This window comes from Sphingobacterium sp., from assembly GCF_039596235.1.
Taxonomy (GTDB): Bacteria; Bacteroidota; Bacteroidia; order Sphingobacteriales; family Sphingobacteriaceae; genus Sphingobacterium.
Map to the genome: position 1 here is coordinate 151,519 of NZ_JBCNKE010000007.1, position 19,353 is coordinate 170,871.

The 19,353-nt window shown below is 45.3% G+C and carries 11 protein-coding genes; all 11 read right to left on the reverse strand.

From position 1 onward, the window contains the following. Positions 1-24 precede the first annotated feature (24 nt). The 11 genes from ABDW32_RS15430 to ABDW32_RS15480 all read right to left on the reverse strand — a co-directional run bounded on the left by ABDW32_RS15430 (position 25) and on the right by ABDW32_RS15480 (position 19,349). Positions 25-1,350, reverse strand: a complete 1,326-nt coding sequence (locus tag ABDW32_RS15430; RefSeq protein WP_343563918.1) for an MFS transporter — start codon at positions 1,348-1,350, stop codon at positions 25-27. A 92-nt stretch (positions 1,351-1,442) separates the two neighbouring features. Next, positions 1,443-3,752 carry a family 65 glycosyl hydrolase domain-containing protein gene (locus ABDW32_RS15435; protein ID WP_343563920.1) on the reverse strand — a complete coding sequence of 770 codons (2,310 nt, stop codon included), beginning with the start codon at positions 3,750-3,752 and terminating at the stop codon, positions 1,443-1,445. A gap of 20 nt (positions 3,753-3,772) precedes the next feature. After that, positions 3,773-4,420, reverse strand: a complete 648-nt coding sequence (gene pgmB, locus ABDW32_RS15440) for a beta-phosphoglucomutase (RefSeq protein WP_343563922.1) — start codon at positions 4,418-4,420, stop codon at positions 3,773-3,775. Between the two features lie 32 nt (positions 4,421-4,452). Continuing rightward, positions 4,453-6,321, reverse strand: a complete 1,869-nt coding sequence (locus tag ABDW32_RS15445) for a glycoside hydrolase family 13 protein (protein WP_343563924.1) — start codon at positions 6,319-6,321, stop codon at positions 4,453-4,455. Further along, positions 6,321-7,340: a SusE domain-containing protein gene (locus ABDW32_RS15450; protein ID WP_343563925.1), complete on the reverse strand. Its 1,020-nt coding sequence runs from the start codon at positions 7,338-7,340 to the stop codon at positions 6,321-6,323. The genes ABDW32_RS15445 and ABDW32_RS15450 overlap by 1 nt, the downstream gene beginning before the upstream one ends. Before the next feature lie 105 nt (positions 7,341-7,445). Then, positions 7,446-9,041, reverse strand: a complete 1,596-nt coding sequence (locus ABDW32_RS15455) for a RagB/SusD family nutrient uptake outer membrane protein (RefSeq protein WP_343563927.1) — start codon at positions 9,039-9,041, stop codon at positions 7,446-7,448. Positions 9,042-9,051: 10 nt separating this feature from the next. Continuing rightward, complete coding sequence (locus tag ABDW32_RS15460; RefSeq protein ID WP_343563929.1) at positions 9,052-12,027, reverse strand: SusC/RagA family TonB-linked outer membrane protein; 2,976 nt, start codon at positions 12,025-12,027, stop codon at positions 9,052-9,054. A gap of 11 nt (positions 12,028-12,038) precedes the next feature. Continuing rightward, complete coding sequence (locus tag ABDW32_RS15465; RefSeq protein ID WP_343563932.1) at positions 12,039-14,621, reverse strand: alpha-amylase family glycosyl hydrolase; 2,583 nt, start codon at positions 14,619-14,621, stop codon at positions 12,039-12,041. Between the two features lie 193 nt (positions 14,622-14,814). Next, complete coding sequence (locus ABDW32_RS15470; RefSeq protein ID WP_077438421.1) at positions 14,815-15,825, reverse strand: LacI family DNA-binding transcriptional regulator; 1,011 nt, start codon at positions 15,823-15,825, stop codon at positions 14,815-14,817. Positions 15,826-16,098: 273 nt separating this feature from the next. Then, positions 16,099-17,382, reverse strand: coding sequence for a Gfo/Idh/MocA family oxidoreductase (locus ABDW32_RS15475; protein WP_077438422.1), 1,284 nt, complete (start codon positions 17,380-17,382; stop codon positions 16,099-16,101). Between the two features lie 128 nt (positions 17,383-17,510). Beyond that, the gene (locus tag ABDW32_RS15480; RefSeq protein ID WP_343563935.1) at positions 17,511-19,349 is read right to left on the reverse strand and encodes an alpha-L-fucosidase; all 1,839 of its coding nucleotides are present in this window, start codon (positions 19,347-19,349) and stop codon (positions 17,511-17,513) included. Positions 19,350-19,353: the final 4 nt, after the last annotated feature.

The following is a 19,353-nucleotide window of genomic DNA, read 5'->3' on the forward strand; positions in this document are numbered from 1 at the left end:
TTGGGCCACATGCAGCTGTCAAATCTATTGCTTGCTTTTGGGAACAAAAAATGCGGCCAAAAACATAAATATGCCAGCAAGCAGTAAGCCATAGATCGATTGGCTCTGGAAGATAAATTTAATAATCATTCCTCCGAAAAACCCACAGACGATCTGCGGCAGCGTGATAAAAAAGTTAAAAAGCCCCATATAGACCCCCATTTTTGTGGGGGGTAAATGATCGCTCAAAATAGCGTAGGGCATAGCTAATATGCTGCCCCAGGCGATACCGATCCCAAGCATGGGTAAAACAAGCATGTTGGCGTCTTTTATGAAGAACAACGATATTAACGAAAGTCCACCGACGATCAAGCCAAAAGCATGGGTTTTACTGCGCCCATACCGTTTAGCGATCCTGGGAATAAATAACGCATAAATAGCCGAAACACCATTGTAGATCCCAAATAGCACACCTACCCAATTCGCGGCTTCCATATAGAGATCCTGACGGTTTCCAACTCTCGAATAAAACACCGATTCCGCAATAGCTGGTGTTGTATATACCCACATCATGAATAGGGCAAACCAGGAGAAAAACTGTACCCAGCCCAATTTCTTCATCACCAGCGGCATGACCTTAATATCCCGTATAATCGTGCTTAAGCCAAAAGCTGCAGCATTATCCACAGGCTCAACGGAATCTTCAGCAAATGATTTTAGTTCCACCGGACTATATTCTTTCGTTTTGAACACAGACCATAATACCGAAAGCAATAAAATAAGTCCACCGATATAGAATGAATAAATCACATTATTAGGCACATGTCCTGGCTCCGCTGTACCGGAAAACCCCAAATAATTGGTCAGGATATAAGGCAATAGTGACCCTACGACCGCTCCTATACCAATGAGAAAGGTCTGTACCGAAAACCCCAGGCTACGTTGGCTACTGGATAAATTATCACCTATCAATGCCCGAAAGGGTTCCATCGTTACATTGATCGAAGCATCCATAAACATCAATAGTCCAGCCCCTATCCACAGCGGCGGAAGCAATGCCACAACCAAGGCCGCATTGGGCATGAGAAACAAGGTCAATGTGGTCAGTAGTGCACCGATGAGGATATACGGGCGACGACGTCCCAGACGGGTCCATGTCCGATCGCTATAATGCCCAATAATGGGTTGAACAATCATGCCAGTGATCGGTGCCGCTAGCCAGAATAACGAAAGATGCTCCACATCGGCACCAAAAGTTTGAAGGATACGTGAAGCATTACCATTCTGTAAAGCAAAGCCCATTTGTATTCCCAAAAATCCAAAACTCATGTTAACGACCTGGCTTATACTCAATTGAGGTTTATTCCCCATAATTAGCTATCAAAATTTAAGACAAAATACAATTTAATTACCAATTCAGCGATGTGCAAGTGCAGAAGCCCTCCACACTTGCGCATGCGAATTTATCTGGCTTGGGAAACCTCTTTTCGGCTTCCTCCGGCCAACACAAATATGTCGGTCGTAGTCGCTATATCAACATTTGTATCGCTGATGTTATCGACCGTATACCCATCGCCATGTACTTCAATCAATAGAATAGCACCGCGAAAGAGAACGCGGAACTTATACCCTTTCCATTCCTTAGGTAACATGGGATTTAAATATAGTTTTCCTTCTTTTACACGCATTCCGGCAAATCCTTCTACAATTGTCATCCAGGTACCTGCCATCGAGGTGATATGCAGACCATCTTCGGTGTCGTTATTATAATCATCCAGATCCAGGCGCGATGTTCGTAAATAGAACTCATAAGCCTTATCGGTTTTTCCAAGCTTAGCTGCTAATATGGCATGTACGCAAGGAGAAAGCGAGCTTTCATGTACCGTAAGCGGTTCGTAAAATTCGAAATGGCGTCGCAGGGTATCGTTATCAAAACATTCCTCAAGAAAATAAAAGCCCTGGAGCACATCCGCCTGTTTAATATAACAGGACCGTAAAATGCGATCCCAGCTCCATTTCTGATTGATAGGACGCTGTGAAGGATCCAGATCCCCTACTGCAATCAGCTCTTTATCCAAGAAACCGTCCTGTTGCAAAAAGATCTGCCGTTTTTCATCATACGGATAGTAAAGGTTATCGATGATATGCTGCCAGCCATTGCGTTCTTCGTCGCTTACACCCAGTCGGTCAAACAGTGCATTAAAAGAGCCCGGTTGAGCACGCTCAGCATCTTTCAGGCAGTTCAGGGTATATTCCAGACTCCAGGATGCAATCCGGTTGGTGTACCAGTTGTTATTCACGTTGTTCTCATATTCGTTAGGTCCGGTTACGCCTAACATCACATATTGCTGTTTATCTGTACTCCAATTAACGCGTTGGGCCCAGAACCTGCTAATGGCCACCAAAACATCCAATCCATGCGACCAGATATAATCCGTATCTCCGGTATAACGAACGTAATTGTAAATGGCAAAAGCGATGGCACCATTGCGGTGTATTTCCTCAAAAGTTATTTCCCATTCGTTGTGGCATTCTTCACCATTGATCGTCACCATCGGGAAGAGGGCTGCGCCATTGCTGAAGCCCAATTTTTCCGCATTTTCAATTGCTTTGCCCAATTGTTGATAGCGATACAGCAAGAGGTTCCGTGCAATCTCTGGCGATTGTGTTGCCAGATAAAAAGGGATGCAATACGCCTCGGTATCCCAGTAGGTTACCCCTCCGTATTTCTCGCCCGTGAAACCTTTTGGCCCAATATTCAGTCGGGCATCCTCACCGGTATACGTTTGGTTCAGCTGAAAGATATTGTAGCGGATGGCCTGCTGAGCAGCCACATCACCAAAGATCTCGATATCACTTTCAGCCCAGATTGCCTGCCAGGCTTTGGCCTGTTTTTCCTTCAATTGGTCAAACTGCAATGGGGCCAACTCCGTCAGGCGCGCTGTCGCAACTGCCTGCAAGTCTGCGGCCGCGTGGTTTTCGGATGTTACGATCGCGACTCTTTTTTCAATGCAGAGTGTTTGTGATCTGGCCACGCTCGAGCGATAACGTTGGCCTATATAACCATTTTCCGAAATGATGTCTCCTGCGCTAATCATGCCATCCGCTCCTGTAACACGCGTTTCGAGCTCCGCACAGGCTTCAAAGCCGGTTTTCTTTGTCCGTGAGCAGACAAACAGGTTGTCTCCCTGCATTCCCTGCGACAAAGGCTCCCAAAACTTCTCATCGTAATTGCTGTCCCTGTTGACGACCTCTGCGTCCAAAAATGAAATAAGCTCGATCGTAACGTCGGCTGTCAGTGCCTGGATAGTATATTGTAAGGATGCTGTTTCAGAAGCAAAAAGATGATACATACGACTGGCCTCTACTTTTACTTCTGCTCCATCGGGCATCACCGCAACAAAACTGCGCTGCAAAATACCCCTTTGCATATCCAAGCGGCGTTCAAATGATTTTACCTTAACCTTTGCCAGATCCAGTGGCTGACCATCGATCATGATGGTCAGTCCGATCCAGTTGAAAGAGTTGATTACCTTGGCAAAATATTCGGGGTAACCGTTTTTCCACCATCCCACTCGGGTTTTATCTGGATAGTAAATGCCTGCCAGATAAGAGCCCTGTAACGTTCTTCCACTAAACTGTTCTTCAAAATTGGCCCGTTGTCCCATGCGTCCATTACCAATGGAAAAAATACTTTCCGAAAATTCGTTATGATCAGGTCTAAACTCATCTTCAATAATTTGCCAAGGGTCATGCTTGATATATGTTTTCATACGTTAATTGCTACTATAATTTAAAATTTATCGACTAATGCAGCTAAATTGGCCACGATGTCATCCGCTCCTTTTAGGTTATCGGCCTCTCCAACACCAATAACCTGCATATTGGCAGCCTTAGCGGCATCAATGCCCGCTTGGGCATCTTCAAGTACCAGACAATACGAAGGTGCCACCCCCAAAGCCGCTGCTCCTTTAAGGAATACTTCAGGATCCGGCTTAGATGCGCTGACGACATTCCCGTCGATCAATGCATCAAAATAATCCACGATCCCAGTTTTCTGAAGGATGTTCAATGCATTTTTGCTGGCCGATCCCAATGCGATCAAAATATGCTTTTCGCGAAGCTTATTGAGCAGGTCGAGGCTGCCCGGAAGCAGCTGCCCAGGGTTGAGCTGTTGGATCAGGGCCAGGTACCACTGATTCTTCTGAATCAGCAACTGCTCTTTTTCCTGTTCGGATTTTTCCAATCCGGCCCATTTCAAAATAAGTTCCAGCGATTCCACCCTGCTCACACCTTTCAGTTGCTCATTATCAGCCACAGAAAAAGAATAGCCCAGACTCGTAGCCAGTCTATGCCAAGCTTGAAAGTGGTAGATTGCCGTATCCACCAACACACCGTCCAAATCAAATATTACGGCTTTTACAGTAGTATAATTAATCATTGAAAAAATGAAATTTAAAATATCGCGTTGTATTAAAATTTTAGGTCAAGTACTTTGGTCTCGTAAGCCGCCAACTTGACTTTATGATCACTTGGTTTCAGTACCTGTTGACTGATGACATCCACATAAGCTGTTGCTTTTGCGTTCCGTTCAGCAAAGCGGTCAAGCTTCACTTCCTTTTCCTGATCGTTGCAGTTCATCATCACCATGACAGTTTGCTGCTCATTGTAGCGGAAATAGACGTAAACGCCATCTTCCGGCACATACTGCATGGTTTTTCCCGATTGCAGGACAGGATGCTGCTTGCGGTAGTTGGCCAGGGTACGTACAAAAGACCACATCTCCTGCTCGGCTTCCGTCCGGCCTGCTACGGTAAATTTGTCCTTCTTGTCGCCATCAAAACCACCCTGAAAATCTTCGCGCAACAGACCATCCGGATTGGAAAAGTTCTTCATCAGGATTTCGGCTCCATAATACAATTGGGGGATCCCCCTTGTCGTCAGCAGCCAGGCCATTGCCGATTTATACTTTTGGATGTTTTCGCCGACCACTGAAAAGAACCGATCTTTATCGTGGTTATCCAGGAACAACACATTTCGTTCCGGTTGCGGATACTGATAGTCGGACGCTAAGGTGGAATACAATTTTGTTGCTCCCGCTGTCCATTCGCTCTTTTGATTGAGCGCATCGCCAATCGCGTAATTCAGCTGAAAATCCGTCACCCCCATCAGCTTCGAATCGACCTCCTGCCCCACACGCTTCCCGCCTAGGAAATAAGCTTGGTTGGCAACACCCTGCACCCAGGTTTCACCAAAAAAAGTAAAGTTTGGATACTCCTTTTGAATGCGGTCGGTCCATTTTCCCATAAAATCCAGATCATTGTAAGGGTAGGTATCAATACGAAATCCGTCAATGGCTGCCGTTTCTATCCACCAGATATGACTTTGTGTCAAATAGTTCTGTACATAAGGATTTTGCTGGTTCATGTCCGGCATCGTCGGCACAAACCAGCCTTTGACCATTTTCTTTTTATCCGCTGCGGAGGCATAAGGATCGAACACAGTCTGATCCTTATAAGAGGTTTGGGTATATTCCGGCCACTCATTGAGCCAATCCGCCATGGGTTTGTCTTTCACCGTCCAATGGTAACTGCCGATATGATTGGGCACGACATCAAAAATCAGTTTCATCCGACGTTTATGCAGCTGCTCCCCCAATTGGACATAAGTATCATTGCTTCCAAAACGCGGGTCAATATGATAAGTCTCGGTATTGGCATAACCATGATAGGAAGCCAGGGGCATATCGTTGGTCAATACGGGTGTCATCCAGAGCGAGGTCACCCCCAGATCCTGGAGATAATCCAGTTTACCGATGATCCCTTCCAGGTCACCTCCATGCCGCAAATACATGGAATCCCGGTTCAAGCTCATATCCAACATCCCCTTTACCTGATCATTTGCCTTATTGCCATTCGCAAAACGGTCGGGCATAATCAGGTAGATCAAGTCCGCGCTGGTTACTCCCTGTGCTTTGACACGTTGATCCCGTTTTTTGAGTTCATAGCGATAGGTCAGTTTCTTCTTTCCCTGACTAAAGGTAAAGGTAGACCAGCCCGGTTGAGCTGCCGCTGTGATCTTAACATCCAAAAACAGGTAATTGGGATTTTCTGTCCGGTTCACCCGAAGGAGTTCGATGCCTTTGTCGTCAACCTGTACCTCACTTTTCCCAATCTGAGGGCCATAGACTACAAGCTGCAAGCTTGGGTTTTCCATTCCTACCCACCAATTCAGAGGTTCTACCCGCTGAATGGATTGCCCCTTTAAGGGGCTCCATCCAAGCGCTGTTAGTGCCACAATTCCTGTGGTAAGTCGTATCGTTGTTTTTAATATGGTCGGCATTATTTCTTGGTTAAAGTGTATGTATTCGCATTGAGATCAAGGACGATATCGTAAGTTCCCGCATTTGCTACTGCGATATCGGCGCCACCGGCGACAAGATTTCCATTGGCACCGCCAAAATTGGTCCCCCAGTCATGATTCTTGCGGAACTTGATCGCGCCGGCTGTTAGGTTGACCCTGAGTTTCCACAATTGGTTGGCATTATCGTATTTCATGTCTGTGTCTGCATCCCATCCTTTAGGTGTAGCACTTCCGATGATACCCCAACTATGGTCTTTGAATGTGATGGTATTCGCTGTTGTATTGACTTCAATTTCGAGGTTGCCTGCGCGCGGTGCTTTGATGTTATCCCCACCGTTGTAGGCAATTTTACCCGTTGCTGTCTGTCCATAGGAATTTGCCCAATTGCGTTCGGTGGTCAGCTTAAACTCCGAATTCGCCTCCGGGAAGGAAATAATGCCCGTGTAGATGCCGTTACTCGTCGGCGAGACAATTAATTCAGCAGTAGCCGGATCCCAGCCTTGGTATGCGCCGGGTACATACAAATAGCTTGTTGATGCATAAGGAACAGCTTTAAGGCTAGCTAAAGCAGAAAACACAGCCGCAATTTTTGTATTGATACTTGACTTAAGCCGAACATCAAATTCAGAAGCCGTTCCTGTAGGAACGCCAAGAGAAAGCAAGTAACTATTCAATTCGTAGCCTGTGAATCCCATTACGCTGCGTCCATTGGGAATAACTACTTCCTTTACCGTTTTAAAGTTGTCCCCTTTAAGGCCAAACTGAAGCACATTGCTCACTGCAGCCTGAAAACCAAAGTCAGGCTGGATCATACGAAGGTGCAATACCGTATCATTCGCATTTGCTTTGGACAAGGTCAGGTTCGTCTTGTCAAGCGTTAAAGTCGCCGGTTTTACAGCGTCAGTACTCGCCAATCTTGCTTGCGTTTCGTCTTTTTTACAACTTTGGAAAGTCGCCAATAGCAGTAGCACCAATCCTATATAATGTATAATTTTCATTTCTAAACATCTATTTATTAATCACTTAAAACAAACTCTCCTACCCAGATTTTAATCCTTCTATCCTAGCGATAGAAGCCCTGGGATCAAAGTTTGATCCGCCGGTTAATTGTAGCCAGGGTTCTGTACTAGATTCGAATTCGCTATAATATCCGAAGCAGGTAACGGAAACAGCGATCTATACCCTGCAACTGCCTGACCGCCAAGCACGCCCCCTTTAAAAGGCCAGAGGTAACTATCCCCGGTAAATTTGCCATAACGGATCAGATCCGAACGTCTAAATCCCTCCCAGTAGAGTTCCTTCACACGCTCGTTGAGAATATCGTCCAACGAAAGGTTCGTCAAGTTGCCCGTATTGTTACCATAGGCACGTACACGTAATTTGTTAATGTAATCCAATGCCTTTACTAAAGTACCACCAGCACCTCCGCGTAGAGTCGCTTCGGCATAGATCAAATTCATTTCTGCCAGACGGATCAATGGGAAATCTACAGATGCAACGAAGCCCTCGGCAGCCGGAGGAGCAGTCTTCCCATCCTTGTTGACATTGCGGAATTTGGTCACTGCCAATCCCTGTTTATAGACAGCGATATCTTCAATTTTAACACTTGAGTTCAGGTGAAACATTGCCCGCTTATCTGTTGCTCCGGAATAGTCGCCAAAAATAGTTGCGATATTATCACGAGTTCTATTACCGGCCCAACCTCCACCCGGTACACCAAAAGATGTCGGGTTCATTGTTGCATCAATCGCTGCATTGATCAGGTAAGTTGTTCCCCCCTTGCTCTGCGTCTTGGTTCCATCGTAAGGCAGATAGAAAATAAACTCGGGGTTGTTCTTATCGTTATCGGCATAGAAAAGCTCGCGATAATTTGCCCCCAGGCGATAAGCCGAATTCAATACTTTTTCCGAATAGGTGATGGCTTCAGTATATTTTTTATTCCCGGCACCTAGGTACACTTCGGCATTGAGGTATAAACGAGCCAGCAATCCCCATGCTGCGACCTGATCCACCCGACCATATACATTCTGCTTAGGTCCCTTTAGCTGTCCTGCTACTTCCAACAACTCTTTCTCCACATAAGCGAAAAGCGCTGGTCTTTTAATCTGAGGAGGAGCCACTTTACCTACAGGCGTTTCTTCGGTCACAAATGGCGGATTTCCGAACAAATCAAGTAATACCCAATAATTGTACGCACGTAAAAATCTTGCTTCGGCGCGGTAATAAGCGATTTCAGCTTTATCGGCATCCGAAATTCCGCGGGCGCTTAATTTGGCATCGGTACTTTCTCTTAAAAACTCATTGACCAAGGTCGCGCTATAGATGCAACGGGTGTAGAGACCACGGAGCATAGGATTGCTATCGTCGAAATTGAGATAGTCCAGACCACTGATGCCCGGGTCGTTAAGCCATGCACATGCTGCCTCATCGGTCGTGAGTTCCTGCGCATTCCAAAAAAGGCGTAAAAAATCCGAGGTTCCGGCATCCAGGCCACCTAGATCCGAATTGTTTGGCCCCGAGGTACTCGTCAGCACCAACGAACCATATAATCTGGCAAAGGATGAAGTATAACCCTTAAAATCCTGGTAGGCAACATCTGCTGTAATATCATTGGTCGGTTTTAAATCCAGATCCTTATGGCAGCTGCTCGATGCAATGGCCAGTAAACAGATGCCTATATATTTATTTAAACTTTTCATTGTTATTCATTTAAAAATTCACATTTACACCCAATACATAGGTACGTGGTCTAGGATAGAAACGGTCGTCTATTCCATTCGAAATCTCGGGGTCAACGCCTTTATATTTGCTGATCGTAAATACATTCTGTACGGTTGCTGAAATCGACATAGACGCCTTGCTGTTCCGTATAAATTTTCCTAGATTGTAGCTTAAATTGATATTATCCATCTTTAAGAAAGAAGCATTCTTGATGTAATAATCACTTTGTAGCTGCTTGAGGAGAAAATTGGTATTTAGAAAGTCCACCGGCGCATTGTTAATAACCAAAACTGCCTGATCATTTATGTTGGCACCACTTCCCAGATTAGAGGAAACATTGTCGTACACATAATTATCCAGATTGGCACGCAACACCGTGGATGCGGACCATTTTTTGTAACTGTAGGCTGCCGTAAAACCTAAAAGATATTTAGGCAATGGAGATTTATATAAATACCGATCATTATCACTAATCACGCCGTCGCCATTACGATCGACGTAAACCCCTTCAACCGGATGCCCCTGCTCATCATACACCTGCTTGAAAACATTGAAGCTATTGGGCATATAATTCACCTTATGTGCCTGAATATTCCCACCTGTTCCGCCACGGATACCTCCTGTCTCCACGATAAAACCAGGATCATCGCTTTGCGTCAGGTTAGTCACCTTGCTTCTGTTGTAGGTAAAATTGAAACCCAGATCCAACGAAGAATGCTCTGATTTTAAAGGAATATAGTGAAGGTTAAACTCCAAGCCCTGATTTTCCATATTACCGATATTGGTCAATAGGAAATTACTAAAATTAGATCCCACCGGAATCGGGATAGTACTTAACAAGTCTTTGGTCTTTTTGGAATAGTAATCTATACTACCATAGAATCTATTATCCTGAAAACCAAAGTCAATACCTGCATTATAGGTTGTGGTACTTTCCCAACGAATATCGCGGTCGTAAACCAAAGGTGAATTCAAGTAATAGTAGGTATCACCGAACCGGTACATGGATTCATTACCACTGATGGAATAATTAGGCATGTAGGAATAATTCGCAATACCATCTTGCTGTCCGGTTTGCCCATAACTCAGGCGAACCTTCAGATCCGATACGGCATCCAGCTGTTTTAAGAAGCTTTCATTTTTAGCACGCCAGGTAAATCCGACAGATGGGAAATATCCCCAGGCATTATTATTTTGACGGTCAAACCGCGAGGAACCATCAATACGTAGGGTTCCGGAAAGGATATAACGGTTGTCAAACGAGTAAATCAAACGGCCATAGTAGGATATCAGCAAATTTTCGGGTTTGTCAAAGGCGCGCGTTGGTTCATTTAAGACCTTATCCCCTTCAGCGTTGGTCCGGTTGAAATTATAGACTTTACTGCTGTTTTTATAATAGCCATATCCCAATGTTGCATCGATATTACTTTTAATTGCAGCAATCTCCTTATCGTATTTTAAGTAAAATTCCAGCGTTTTGTTGTTGATATCGGTTTTATATTCCGTGCGTTCTCCGCCCTCATTAAAATTACGTGCTGCAATGGCCGGTGTAAATGTATTCCCCTTGGATCGCGCGAGATCGTAGCCTACATTTAAGTTAGCATGTAGTTCCGGCAAGAAGTGAAAACTATAATCCAACTTTGCGTTACCGATGCTACGGAACACATCCCCTTTATCTTTACGGAGCTCCAGCAAGGCCAGCGGGTTGCGGGGCGCATTGGGGTTGGGTTTTCCCCCTTGTATCCACTCATAATATCCACCAAAGCTATTTTTATCGTCTACATAGACGGGCTGTGTTGGATCGAACTGTATAGCCGAACCGATGGCATCCTGTGTTGCAAATTTGGACTTTGACCAGGTTCCGCGTACATTCACATCCAATGAAAGGTGATTGTCGAGAAATTTCGGTGTCAAGGCCAGCGCCGCTGTTGTACGTTTGAGGTTATCGTTTTTCAGCACGCCGTCCTGATTCATGTATCCAGCCGAAATACGGTAAGGCATGTTTCCTGCTTTGGAAGCAATATTGATGTTGTTATCCGTGGTAAAAGCATTGCCATAGATCACATCCTGCCAATCGGTATTGGCCGTACCCAGCAGCTTTTTCATGACATCGGTTCCATGTGTATTGACATAGTCCCGGATCTGATCAGCAGTCAGCAGATCTACCTTTTTACCTACGGTGGCCAAGGAGTTTTGTGTCGAAAAATTGATTTGCGTCCCCGAACGACTCCCTTTTTTTGTGGTGATCAGGATAACACCATTGGATGCACGCGAACCGTAAATGGCTGTCGCATTGGCATCTTTCAGGATGGTGAAAGTCTCGATGTCATTGGGGTTGATCAAGCTTAACGGATTGGCCACGCCCGATACCGATCCACCGGCCAAGGGGATACCGTCCACAACGATCAATGGATCATTGCTGGCATTCAGGGAGGCGCCGGTACGGATGCGGATGGTACTACCTGCACCCGGCTGTCCCCCACTTGTGGTGATCTGTACCCCCGGTACCTTACCCGTAATCAATTGTTCGGGCGAGGAAATCTGCCCTTTTTGAAAGTCTTTGGAAGTAACTGTGCTGATCGAACCGGTAAGTTCACTCTTTTTCTGCGTTCCATAACCGATCACAACCACTTCTTCCAATTGGCTTGCATCCGATTTAAGATATAAGTTTAAAGGCTTATTACCCTCTTGCACCTGGATCAGGGTATCGAGTGTAGCATAACCTACCATACTGACTTTCAGACGCAATTTGCCCGCTTTCAGTCTATCCAAGCTAAAATCCCCGTTTGCATTGGTAGACAGCGATCGCTGAATATCCTCGAAGCGCAGCGTTGCACCGCTCAAGGAAGTTCCTTTCTGGTCCATTACTTTCCCCTGAAGCGTGGCCTGCTGTGCGAATGCCGAAGCACTCACCCCGAGTAACATGTTCAAGGCCCAAAATGGACGTAATAGCTGTTTGTTCATAAAATAACTGTTTATTTATTTAGTTTAGTTTTGCTGACCAGTAGATACTCTCCCGGCTGAAGACTGACCTTTGTCTGCTTGGTCCAATCCAGGGTATTCCCTGTAAAATTATTTTGCCAAACGGTACGTATAGCCTGTGGCAGTGCAAAATCAGTGGTTTCCACACCAAAATTGCCAAGCACCCCTACCTGCTGCCCCTCTTTCTCCAACAGAAAATATTTCATGGCCGCTTTCATTCCCGATTCTACAAGCTTTCCATCCCGGAAAATGCTGTTCTTTATTTTGAAACGTATCAGTGCGGCATAGACCTCAAAAAGCTGTTTACGCTTATCCTGTTTCAGGTAATCCCAAAGGATTGGTTTCTCCCCGGTACGTCCATTTTCGTCGATGGAGATATCATAACCGTATTCGCCAAACTGCCAGATCATCTTGGGACCTGGAGCGGTCAATAAAAACAGGGCAGCCTGCTCCATGCGTGCCAAGGCGGTATTTAAATTCTTTACGCTGTAATTTCCTGATGCATTTCCATAATTGAGGCATTTGAACAACAGGCGTTGTTCGTCGTGACTTTCCATATAGGAGACAAATGCCGGCTGTGACATGCCATGACTGCTGGCAAAGAGACGACCGAGGTCAGATCCGTTGTTACTGTTCCAACCCATCGCAGCCTCGTTAAAGACCGCATTCATATTATTCCAGAGCAACATGCCGGACTGCGCCAATTCCATTTCCTCCTGCTCGCCACCCAGATGTTCCAAAATCACATAACAAGTTGGATCTAGGTTGTGGATATGCTGCTGGTACTGCTTTAAAATCGCAATACGCGAGGCATCATAGGCATTCCAGGCCGATAGATCGGTCTCCGATGTACCCGAATTTTTCTGTGTAAAACCTTTCGAGAGATCAAAACGAAAACCATCGATCTTATATTCTTTTAACCAATAGCTCAACATATCTTTGACAAAGGTCTGCGTGTAGGCACTCTCATGATTAAAATCAAAGCCCACGTTAAAAGGATGTCTGGCAATGGTATTAAACCAAGGATTATCACTGGAAACATTCGTGTTTTCGGCATACAGCTGTACCATTGGCGATTGGCCAAAGGCATGGTTAAATACCACGTCCAGGATAACAGCAATGCCATTTTCGTGACAGGCATCAATGTAAGCCTTAAAGTCATTCTTTGATCCATAGTACTTATCCAGTGCCCGATGAAAAGAGGGATTATAGCCCCAGGTCGAATTGCCCTCAGACTCCTGTACAGGCATCAGTTCAACCGCATTGACCCCTAAGCGTTTTAGATAGGACAGCGAATCCTTGAGTGTCGCATACTGATGTTGCTTGACAAAATCACGTACCAGGAGTTCATAGATCAGCAGATCCCCGGCGGCAGGTTTAACAAAAGAGCTGACCTTCCAGGGATAAGGTTTCGCAACAAGGTCTAGTACCGCAACAATTCCGCGCCCCCCCTGTGGATACGCGGGCAGATTGGCGATGTTAGTTCCCAATGCAGCATCGTTTCGCGGATCGAGAACCAGTTCGGCATAGGGATCGGCTATATATTGCTGACCATCGATCAGAAATTGATAGGTATATGGTTTTGTAAAGTCCAGATCCGACAGGGTTATCCACCACGTTTTTCCATCTGCTGTCTGGCTCATCGCATATGCCGACGTTGCCTTATAGCTGTTAAAATCGCCTAGTAGGTATACATTCTTTTTTAAGGGTGCGGTGAGCGCAAAACTCACCTGCTTTTTTGTTCGGTCAATCGTAACCCCATTTGGATTGATTCCGGCCGGCAATGCAGCGATTGCAGGTTTTGCCTGTGCCAGTAACTGCATTTTACTGCTCACAACCTTACCATTACTTTCGAGCCGGGCTTCAATTTCATGCAGGCCATCGATTTGCAGGCTTAGCTTTTTTTCCAGCAAGGACACGTTGTCTTCCAGGGCAATTTGCACACCGTTATCCCATAAGGTCATTGTCCCGGCCTGACTGCCTTGCACTTTGACCGTTAACAGGTCGCCAACACGATAGTTAACTTCTGCCAGCAATGGACTTGTGGGTTGCGCCACCGGAGAAAGAAAGCGGATAGCGCCATGCTCGCCGGCCAGTGGCAGAAATAAATCCGAACCATCACGGTTGCGTTGGACCAACGATCCGTCCGCATTACGCACCAGCAGTGCGATCTGACCAAAACCGGTACCGTTGCTACGCTTAAAAAATGTTGCCGGATTAAAGGTGAACCGGTATTTACCAGTGGATACAAATTGCAGTTTATAGGCATTATCGTTCCTATTCCAATCGGTCGGCACATGTTGCCAGTCTCCTCCGCTATTCGCAATTAATCCGGCATGCAGGTATAGATCGGCTGAACTTCCTTTTAAGGCTCCGTTACCTTTCGAAAAATCAAATTGCAGCCTAATATCCTTATCCCAAAAGATAAAGGACGGAGAAGTATATACTAGACCGGTAGCATCGAGCTCAGTGATCGACGGTTGTTCGGGATCAACGATGTCCTTTTTGTTGGCGCAAGAAGACAACAGGATGAGTATCCAAAAATACCCTAAGTAATAAATGATATGCTTGCCCATCGATAATTAGCTTTGCTTGGCCTGTTTTTGGGAACGTTCCCGAAACTAAGGAAAAAAGAAATCGCCTGTTGCGATTTGCCTATTAATTCCCTTCCAATGTTTTTACAAAATTGATTATTTAAATTCTTCGGGAATGTTCCCGAAGTGAATCAAAGCTAAGTATTGGGTATATTAAAAACAAATATTTTTTTACTTATTTCTGGCTGGATTCTTGAAAAATAAGCTGGGAATCAAGATAAACCGAATTAGCAAACTTTTCGTTATCGGGGTCATCCATCTTCTCCAAGAGTAGTTTTGTCACTAATTCGCCCATTTCGAACGCAGGTTGTTTGACGACACTGAGAGCCGGATCGATCAGGTCCGCAATATCGAGACAAGAAAAACAGATTATTTTCAGCTGTTCCGGAATCCGTATATTTAATTGCTTTGCCACCCGGATACTCGAGATTGCCAAACGTTCGACCGCCGCAAATATAGCATCCGGTTTTTCTGTTTCAATGAGCTTTGCGATATCCTTCATATTCTGTTCGGCATCGTTGACGGTATCAAGTATCAATTTGGGATCAATAGGTAATCCGGCTTCCGTCAGGGCTTTCTCGTAGCCTTCCTTGCGCACTTTACCAATAGATATATGGGGATTTATTGCTAGGTATGCTATTCTTTTACAGTCGTTTTCAATCAGATGTTTCGTCGCCTCGTAAGCCGAATCCTGGTCATTTCCCGTGATATAACCACCCTTCCAATCGTCATAGGTCCGATCAAAAAACATGACCGGAATTCCCCGCTCCTCAAGCAGTTGGATATGGGAATGATCTTTCCCCTCCCCTGATGCCGAGATAATAACCCCATCCACGCGACCATTGACCAAGGAACGGACAATCGATGCTTCATTTTGTACCTGATGATCTGTCACATAGATCAAGGTATGATACCCTTTTGACCTTGCCACGGCTTCGATGCCCTTAATGGCCTGGGAGAAAAACTTATTTCCAAATTCGGGAATGATGATTGCAATTGTCAGGCTTTTATTTGCCTTAAGGCTGCTGGCATACACGTTGGGTGAAAAGCCGATTTCTTCGGCCATTGCCAGGATACGGGCCTTGGTTGCGGGATTGATGTCCACATTGTCCCGAAATGCACGGGAAACGGTTGATTTTGATAAACCTAGTTTTTTGGCCAGATCGACGATTGTTAATTGAGACATAGCGGTTGTTCCCTCTGCTGTTAAGCGCTTAATAATTGCGTTATGCAAATAAAGCAATTATCTTTCCAGAATAACAAATTTTCTTTTTGTTCATGGTCAAATTTCAGTCTCTCTCAGCAGCCCTAGTGCTATGAATGCACTTGATACTGCATTTTGTCTCTGCGATAAACGAATGACCGCATTATCAAAAACAGCCCCAACTTGAAGCAAGTTGGAGCTGCCGAGCCTGTTATAACAGGTATAGATGATAGAAATAAGCGCCGGATGCCCTGGTTAAAACTTCCTGAAATCCCATTCACCACGATAAGGGCGGCTACGCAGGAGATTGGCATACTCATTATCAAATTCTTCTTTTTTAGGATCCCATTTCAGATCTTTCTGGAGCTCATAGGCGATATTGACCGCATTGCAGACCGTACTGGTCCGATGACCAATTTCCACATCACAGATTGGTTTGCTTCTTTTCTTAATGGCATCCACAAAATCCTGGTAATGGTTGTCACTATAATAAAGACGTCGATCAGAAGCAGACAATTTCATATTAGCAAGATTTTCGGGACTGGAACGTATAAATTCGCGGCTCACCTCGATCTTCCCCTTTTCACCTATAAACTGAATCGCATTGTGTACACCCCAAGCGACATGATTGACTTTCACCCCATTGGCATAAATAAACGAGAGCCCGCTACTGCTGTTGGCTTGTTTGGGCGGTAGAAATTGCGTCGGCCCTGAATTATCCATGCCCAATGCCCACTGTACGATATCAAACATATGTGCACCCCAATCGGTGATATATCCCCCTCCAAAATCACGGTAGCCACGCCACCAGGCCCATTTATCATCTTCGATAGGTGGGCTCAAAATTGGATTATAACCGCGGTAAGGTGAAGGCCCCACCCACATATCCCAATCCAGATAATCCGGTGCCGGCATGGAAGGCAAGTCACATTGTTTGACGGGTTCACCGACAGAAACATTAATTTCTTTTATTTTTCCAATATAACCATTCGAAACCAATTCCGCTGCCTGTCTAAAATTGTACGATGAACGTTGCATGCTCCCCGTTTGGAATACCCTTTTGAACTTACGTGTCGCATCCACCATGGCACGTCCTTCGGCAATGGTGAGTGCAAGTGGTTTTTCACAGTAAATATCCTTTCCGGCTTTAGCAGCATCCACAGCAATCTGGGCATGCCAATGATCTGGTGTCGCGATCACCACCGCATCAATATCTTTCCGCTCCAATAGCTCACGGTAATGCCTATAACCCGTCACCGTACTTTGCGTCTTTCCAAGTTCCAGCTGCTTTTTTGTTGTACCTACAATAAATGCCTGCAATTTTTTACGGTCTACATCGCAGGCTGCCAAACTAGCGATTTCCTTGCAACGGTTGAGCCCGTTCATCAGGGTATAGGATTGTTTTCCGACACCAATAAACCCCAGATTAATGCGGTCACTTGGTGCTAAAAATCCATTTCCCCCCAACACAGCGCGCGGAACAATGGTAAAGGCCAGGGAAGAAAGTACACCCTTGGCTATAAATTCTCTTCTTTTCATGTCTTAAACTTTTGGATGGACCTTATCCCTATTTAAAATTCATTCAGCGGAGTCAGCTGGCTATGATTTTAAATAGGGCGGTCCATAAGGTGATTTGTAATTTTTTGTTTAGGTTTTCCTATCCAGCTTTATTCTTTTATCGGAATCAGGGTAATGGATGCAATTTCTGGCAGCGCGTCGCCTTTGATTTCTGTTGCCTGTAAATTCATCCGTGTACTCGGTTCGCCGATTACCTGTTGCGACACCTCGAGTGTTCCCAATTCAGCGTCTTTAAAGCCGCTTCCGTTTTCAACGCCAAAAACAAACGGGAACTTCTGACCAAGTGCCGAAAGCAGTAATGTGCCTGTATGTTTAGCATTTGGCAGGTAATTGATCAATACACGGTATTTGCCCGGTTTTTGGATTTTGATATCCCAATAGATCCGGTCATTAGGATCTTTCCATTGCCCTAAAGCATTTGGACGATTGGGATCATGGGTATTGGCACCGATAATCTTCAGTCCTTTGGCCTCTTGCAGGTTCGCATTATTGGCATTCATAATAATGCGTCCATCGGCTTGGGTCTGTGTCAGGTTTTGTTCCACTAGCGGTTTACCCTGGATCTCGACTACGATCACCTTGGGGCCACTTTCAATAGTAAATGCATCCACCGGAATCTGGGGCTTTCCAGCCTTTGTCTCCACTTTCAGCCTAGTTTTGGGAGCAGCCAATCCGTAGGCTGCTAGGACCTTATTTTTAATGGGCAGATCAATGCTTCCGCCTGCTGGCCGATCAAATACATGCAAGTATAATTTACCTTCCTTTTGTGTACAATACCCCCAGTCCAAAGCTTGAAATGGGCTTGCTGTTGTCCCATAAATGGCCTCGCTATTGATCTGCATCCAATCCCCGATACGCTCCATTATCTCCACGGCCGGTGCAGGAATAGCCCCATCTCCATCAGGTCCCACATTTAACAGGAAATTCCCTCCCTTGCTGACCGTTTCCACAAACAATTGCATGATTTTAGGGAAACTTTTCCAATTTTGATCGTGCGCACTATAACCGTAACTTTCGTTCATGGTATGGCTGACCTCCCAATCCATCCCCGGAAGCCCTGTTGGTGGAATGTATTTTTCAGGTGTTCCGATATCGCCGTTTTTATTTTCCAGCCCCTCCCAAAACCGATTGTTGATAATGATATTCGGCTGCCATTTGATCAAATCTGTCAATATACGCTTTGTTCCCCATGCCTCACCTTGGTGCTGTTTGCTGCTAAAGTCAGGCCATAGCATATCCAGTTGACCGTAATTCTGCGCAAGTTCCTTAATCTGTCCATAGAGGTATTCCTTATAGCGGTTATGGTCAGGCTTGTGGTTATCGGGATTCGGATTTAAATTAAAAGCTTCATAGGAATCCGGATGCTGCCAGTCGAGCAATGAATAATAAGCACCTACTTTCAATCCTTCCTGACGAAATGCACTCATGATTTCTTTATATAAATCCCGGCCTTTTGGCGATAAGTTTGCACTGCCAGTAATGTCATTCTTTACAGCGTACGGCTGCTGGCTATTAAATAGGCTAAAACCTTCATGATGTCTGGACGTCAAGACCATATATTTCATTCCAGCTTTTTTGGCCAGACGTGCCCAGGCTTTGGGTTCAAATGAACGCAAGGTAAATTTTGGTTTCAGCACCGCTGCATACTGCTTGCTGGGGATTTTACCCCAGGTCTGGATCCATTCGGCATAGTGCTGTGGATATTGTTTTCCTTCGAAACTTCCACCAGCCGCACTGTACAATCCCCAGTGGATAAAAAGGCCAAAACGTGCTTCTCTAAACCATTCCATCCGTTTGTCCTGGCTTTCGGTCCATCCGGGCACCCCCTCATAAGGCTGTGATTTTGTCTGGGCAAATGATCCCTCGGTCATACACAGCAGCATTCCCAGTGCCGCTGCACATTTCCATTTTAAAAAGTTAATTTTCATTCTT

What these genes read in the sequence shown, in the direction of transcription:
- ABDW32_RS15470 (WP_077438421.1), bottom strand. Translation starts at nt 15,825, where the DNA reads ATGTCTCAATTAACAATCGTCGATCTGGCCAAAAAACTAGGTTTATCA.
- ABDW32_RS15460 (WP_343563929.1), bottom strand. Translation starts at nt 12,027, where the DNA reads ATGAACAAACAGCTATTACGTCCATTTTGGGCCTTGAACATGTTACTC.
- ABDW32_RS15430 (WP_343563918.1), bottom strand. Translation starts at nt 1,350, where the DNA reads ATGGGGAATAAACCTCAATTGAGTATAAGCCAGGTCGTTAACATGAGT.
- pgmB (WP_343563922.1), bottom strand. Translation starts at nt 4,420, where the DNA reads ATGATTAATTATACTACTGTAAAAGCCGTAATATTTGATTTGGACGGT.
- ABDW32_RS15435 (WP_343563920.1), bottom strand. Translation starts at nt 3,752, where the DNA reads ATGAAAACATATATCAAGCATGACCCTTGGCAAATTATTGAAGATGAG.
- ABDW32_RS15445 (WP_343563924.1), bottom strand. Translation starts at nt 6,321, where the DNA reads ATGCCGACCATATTAAAAACAACGATACGACTTACCACAGGAATTGTG.
- ABDW32_RS15480 (WP_343563935.1), bottom strand. Translation starts at nt 19,349, where the DNA reads ATGAAAATTAACTTTTTAAAATGGAAATGTGCAGCGGCACTGGGAATG.
- ABDW32_RS15455 (WP_343563927.1), bottom strand. Translation starts at nt 9,041, where the DNA reads ATGAAAAGTTTAAATAAATATATAGGCATCTGTTTACTGGCCATTGCA.
- ABDW32_RS15475 (WP_077438422.1), bottom strand. Translation starts at nt 17,382, where the DNA reads ATGAAAAGAAGAGAATTTATAGCCAAGGGTGTACTTTCTTCCCTGGCC.
- ABDW32_RS15465 (WP_343563932.1), bottom strand. Translation starts at nt 14,621, where the DNA reads ATGGGCAAGCATATCATTTATTACTTAGGGTATTTTTGGATACTCATC.
- ABDW32_RS15450 (WP_343563925.1), bottom strand. Translation starts at nt 7,340, where the DNA reads ATGAAAATTATACATTATATAGGATTGGTGCTACTGCTATTGGCGACT.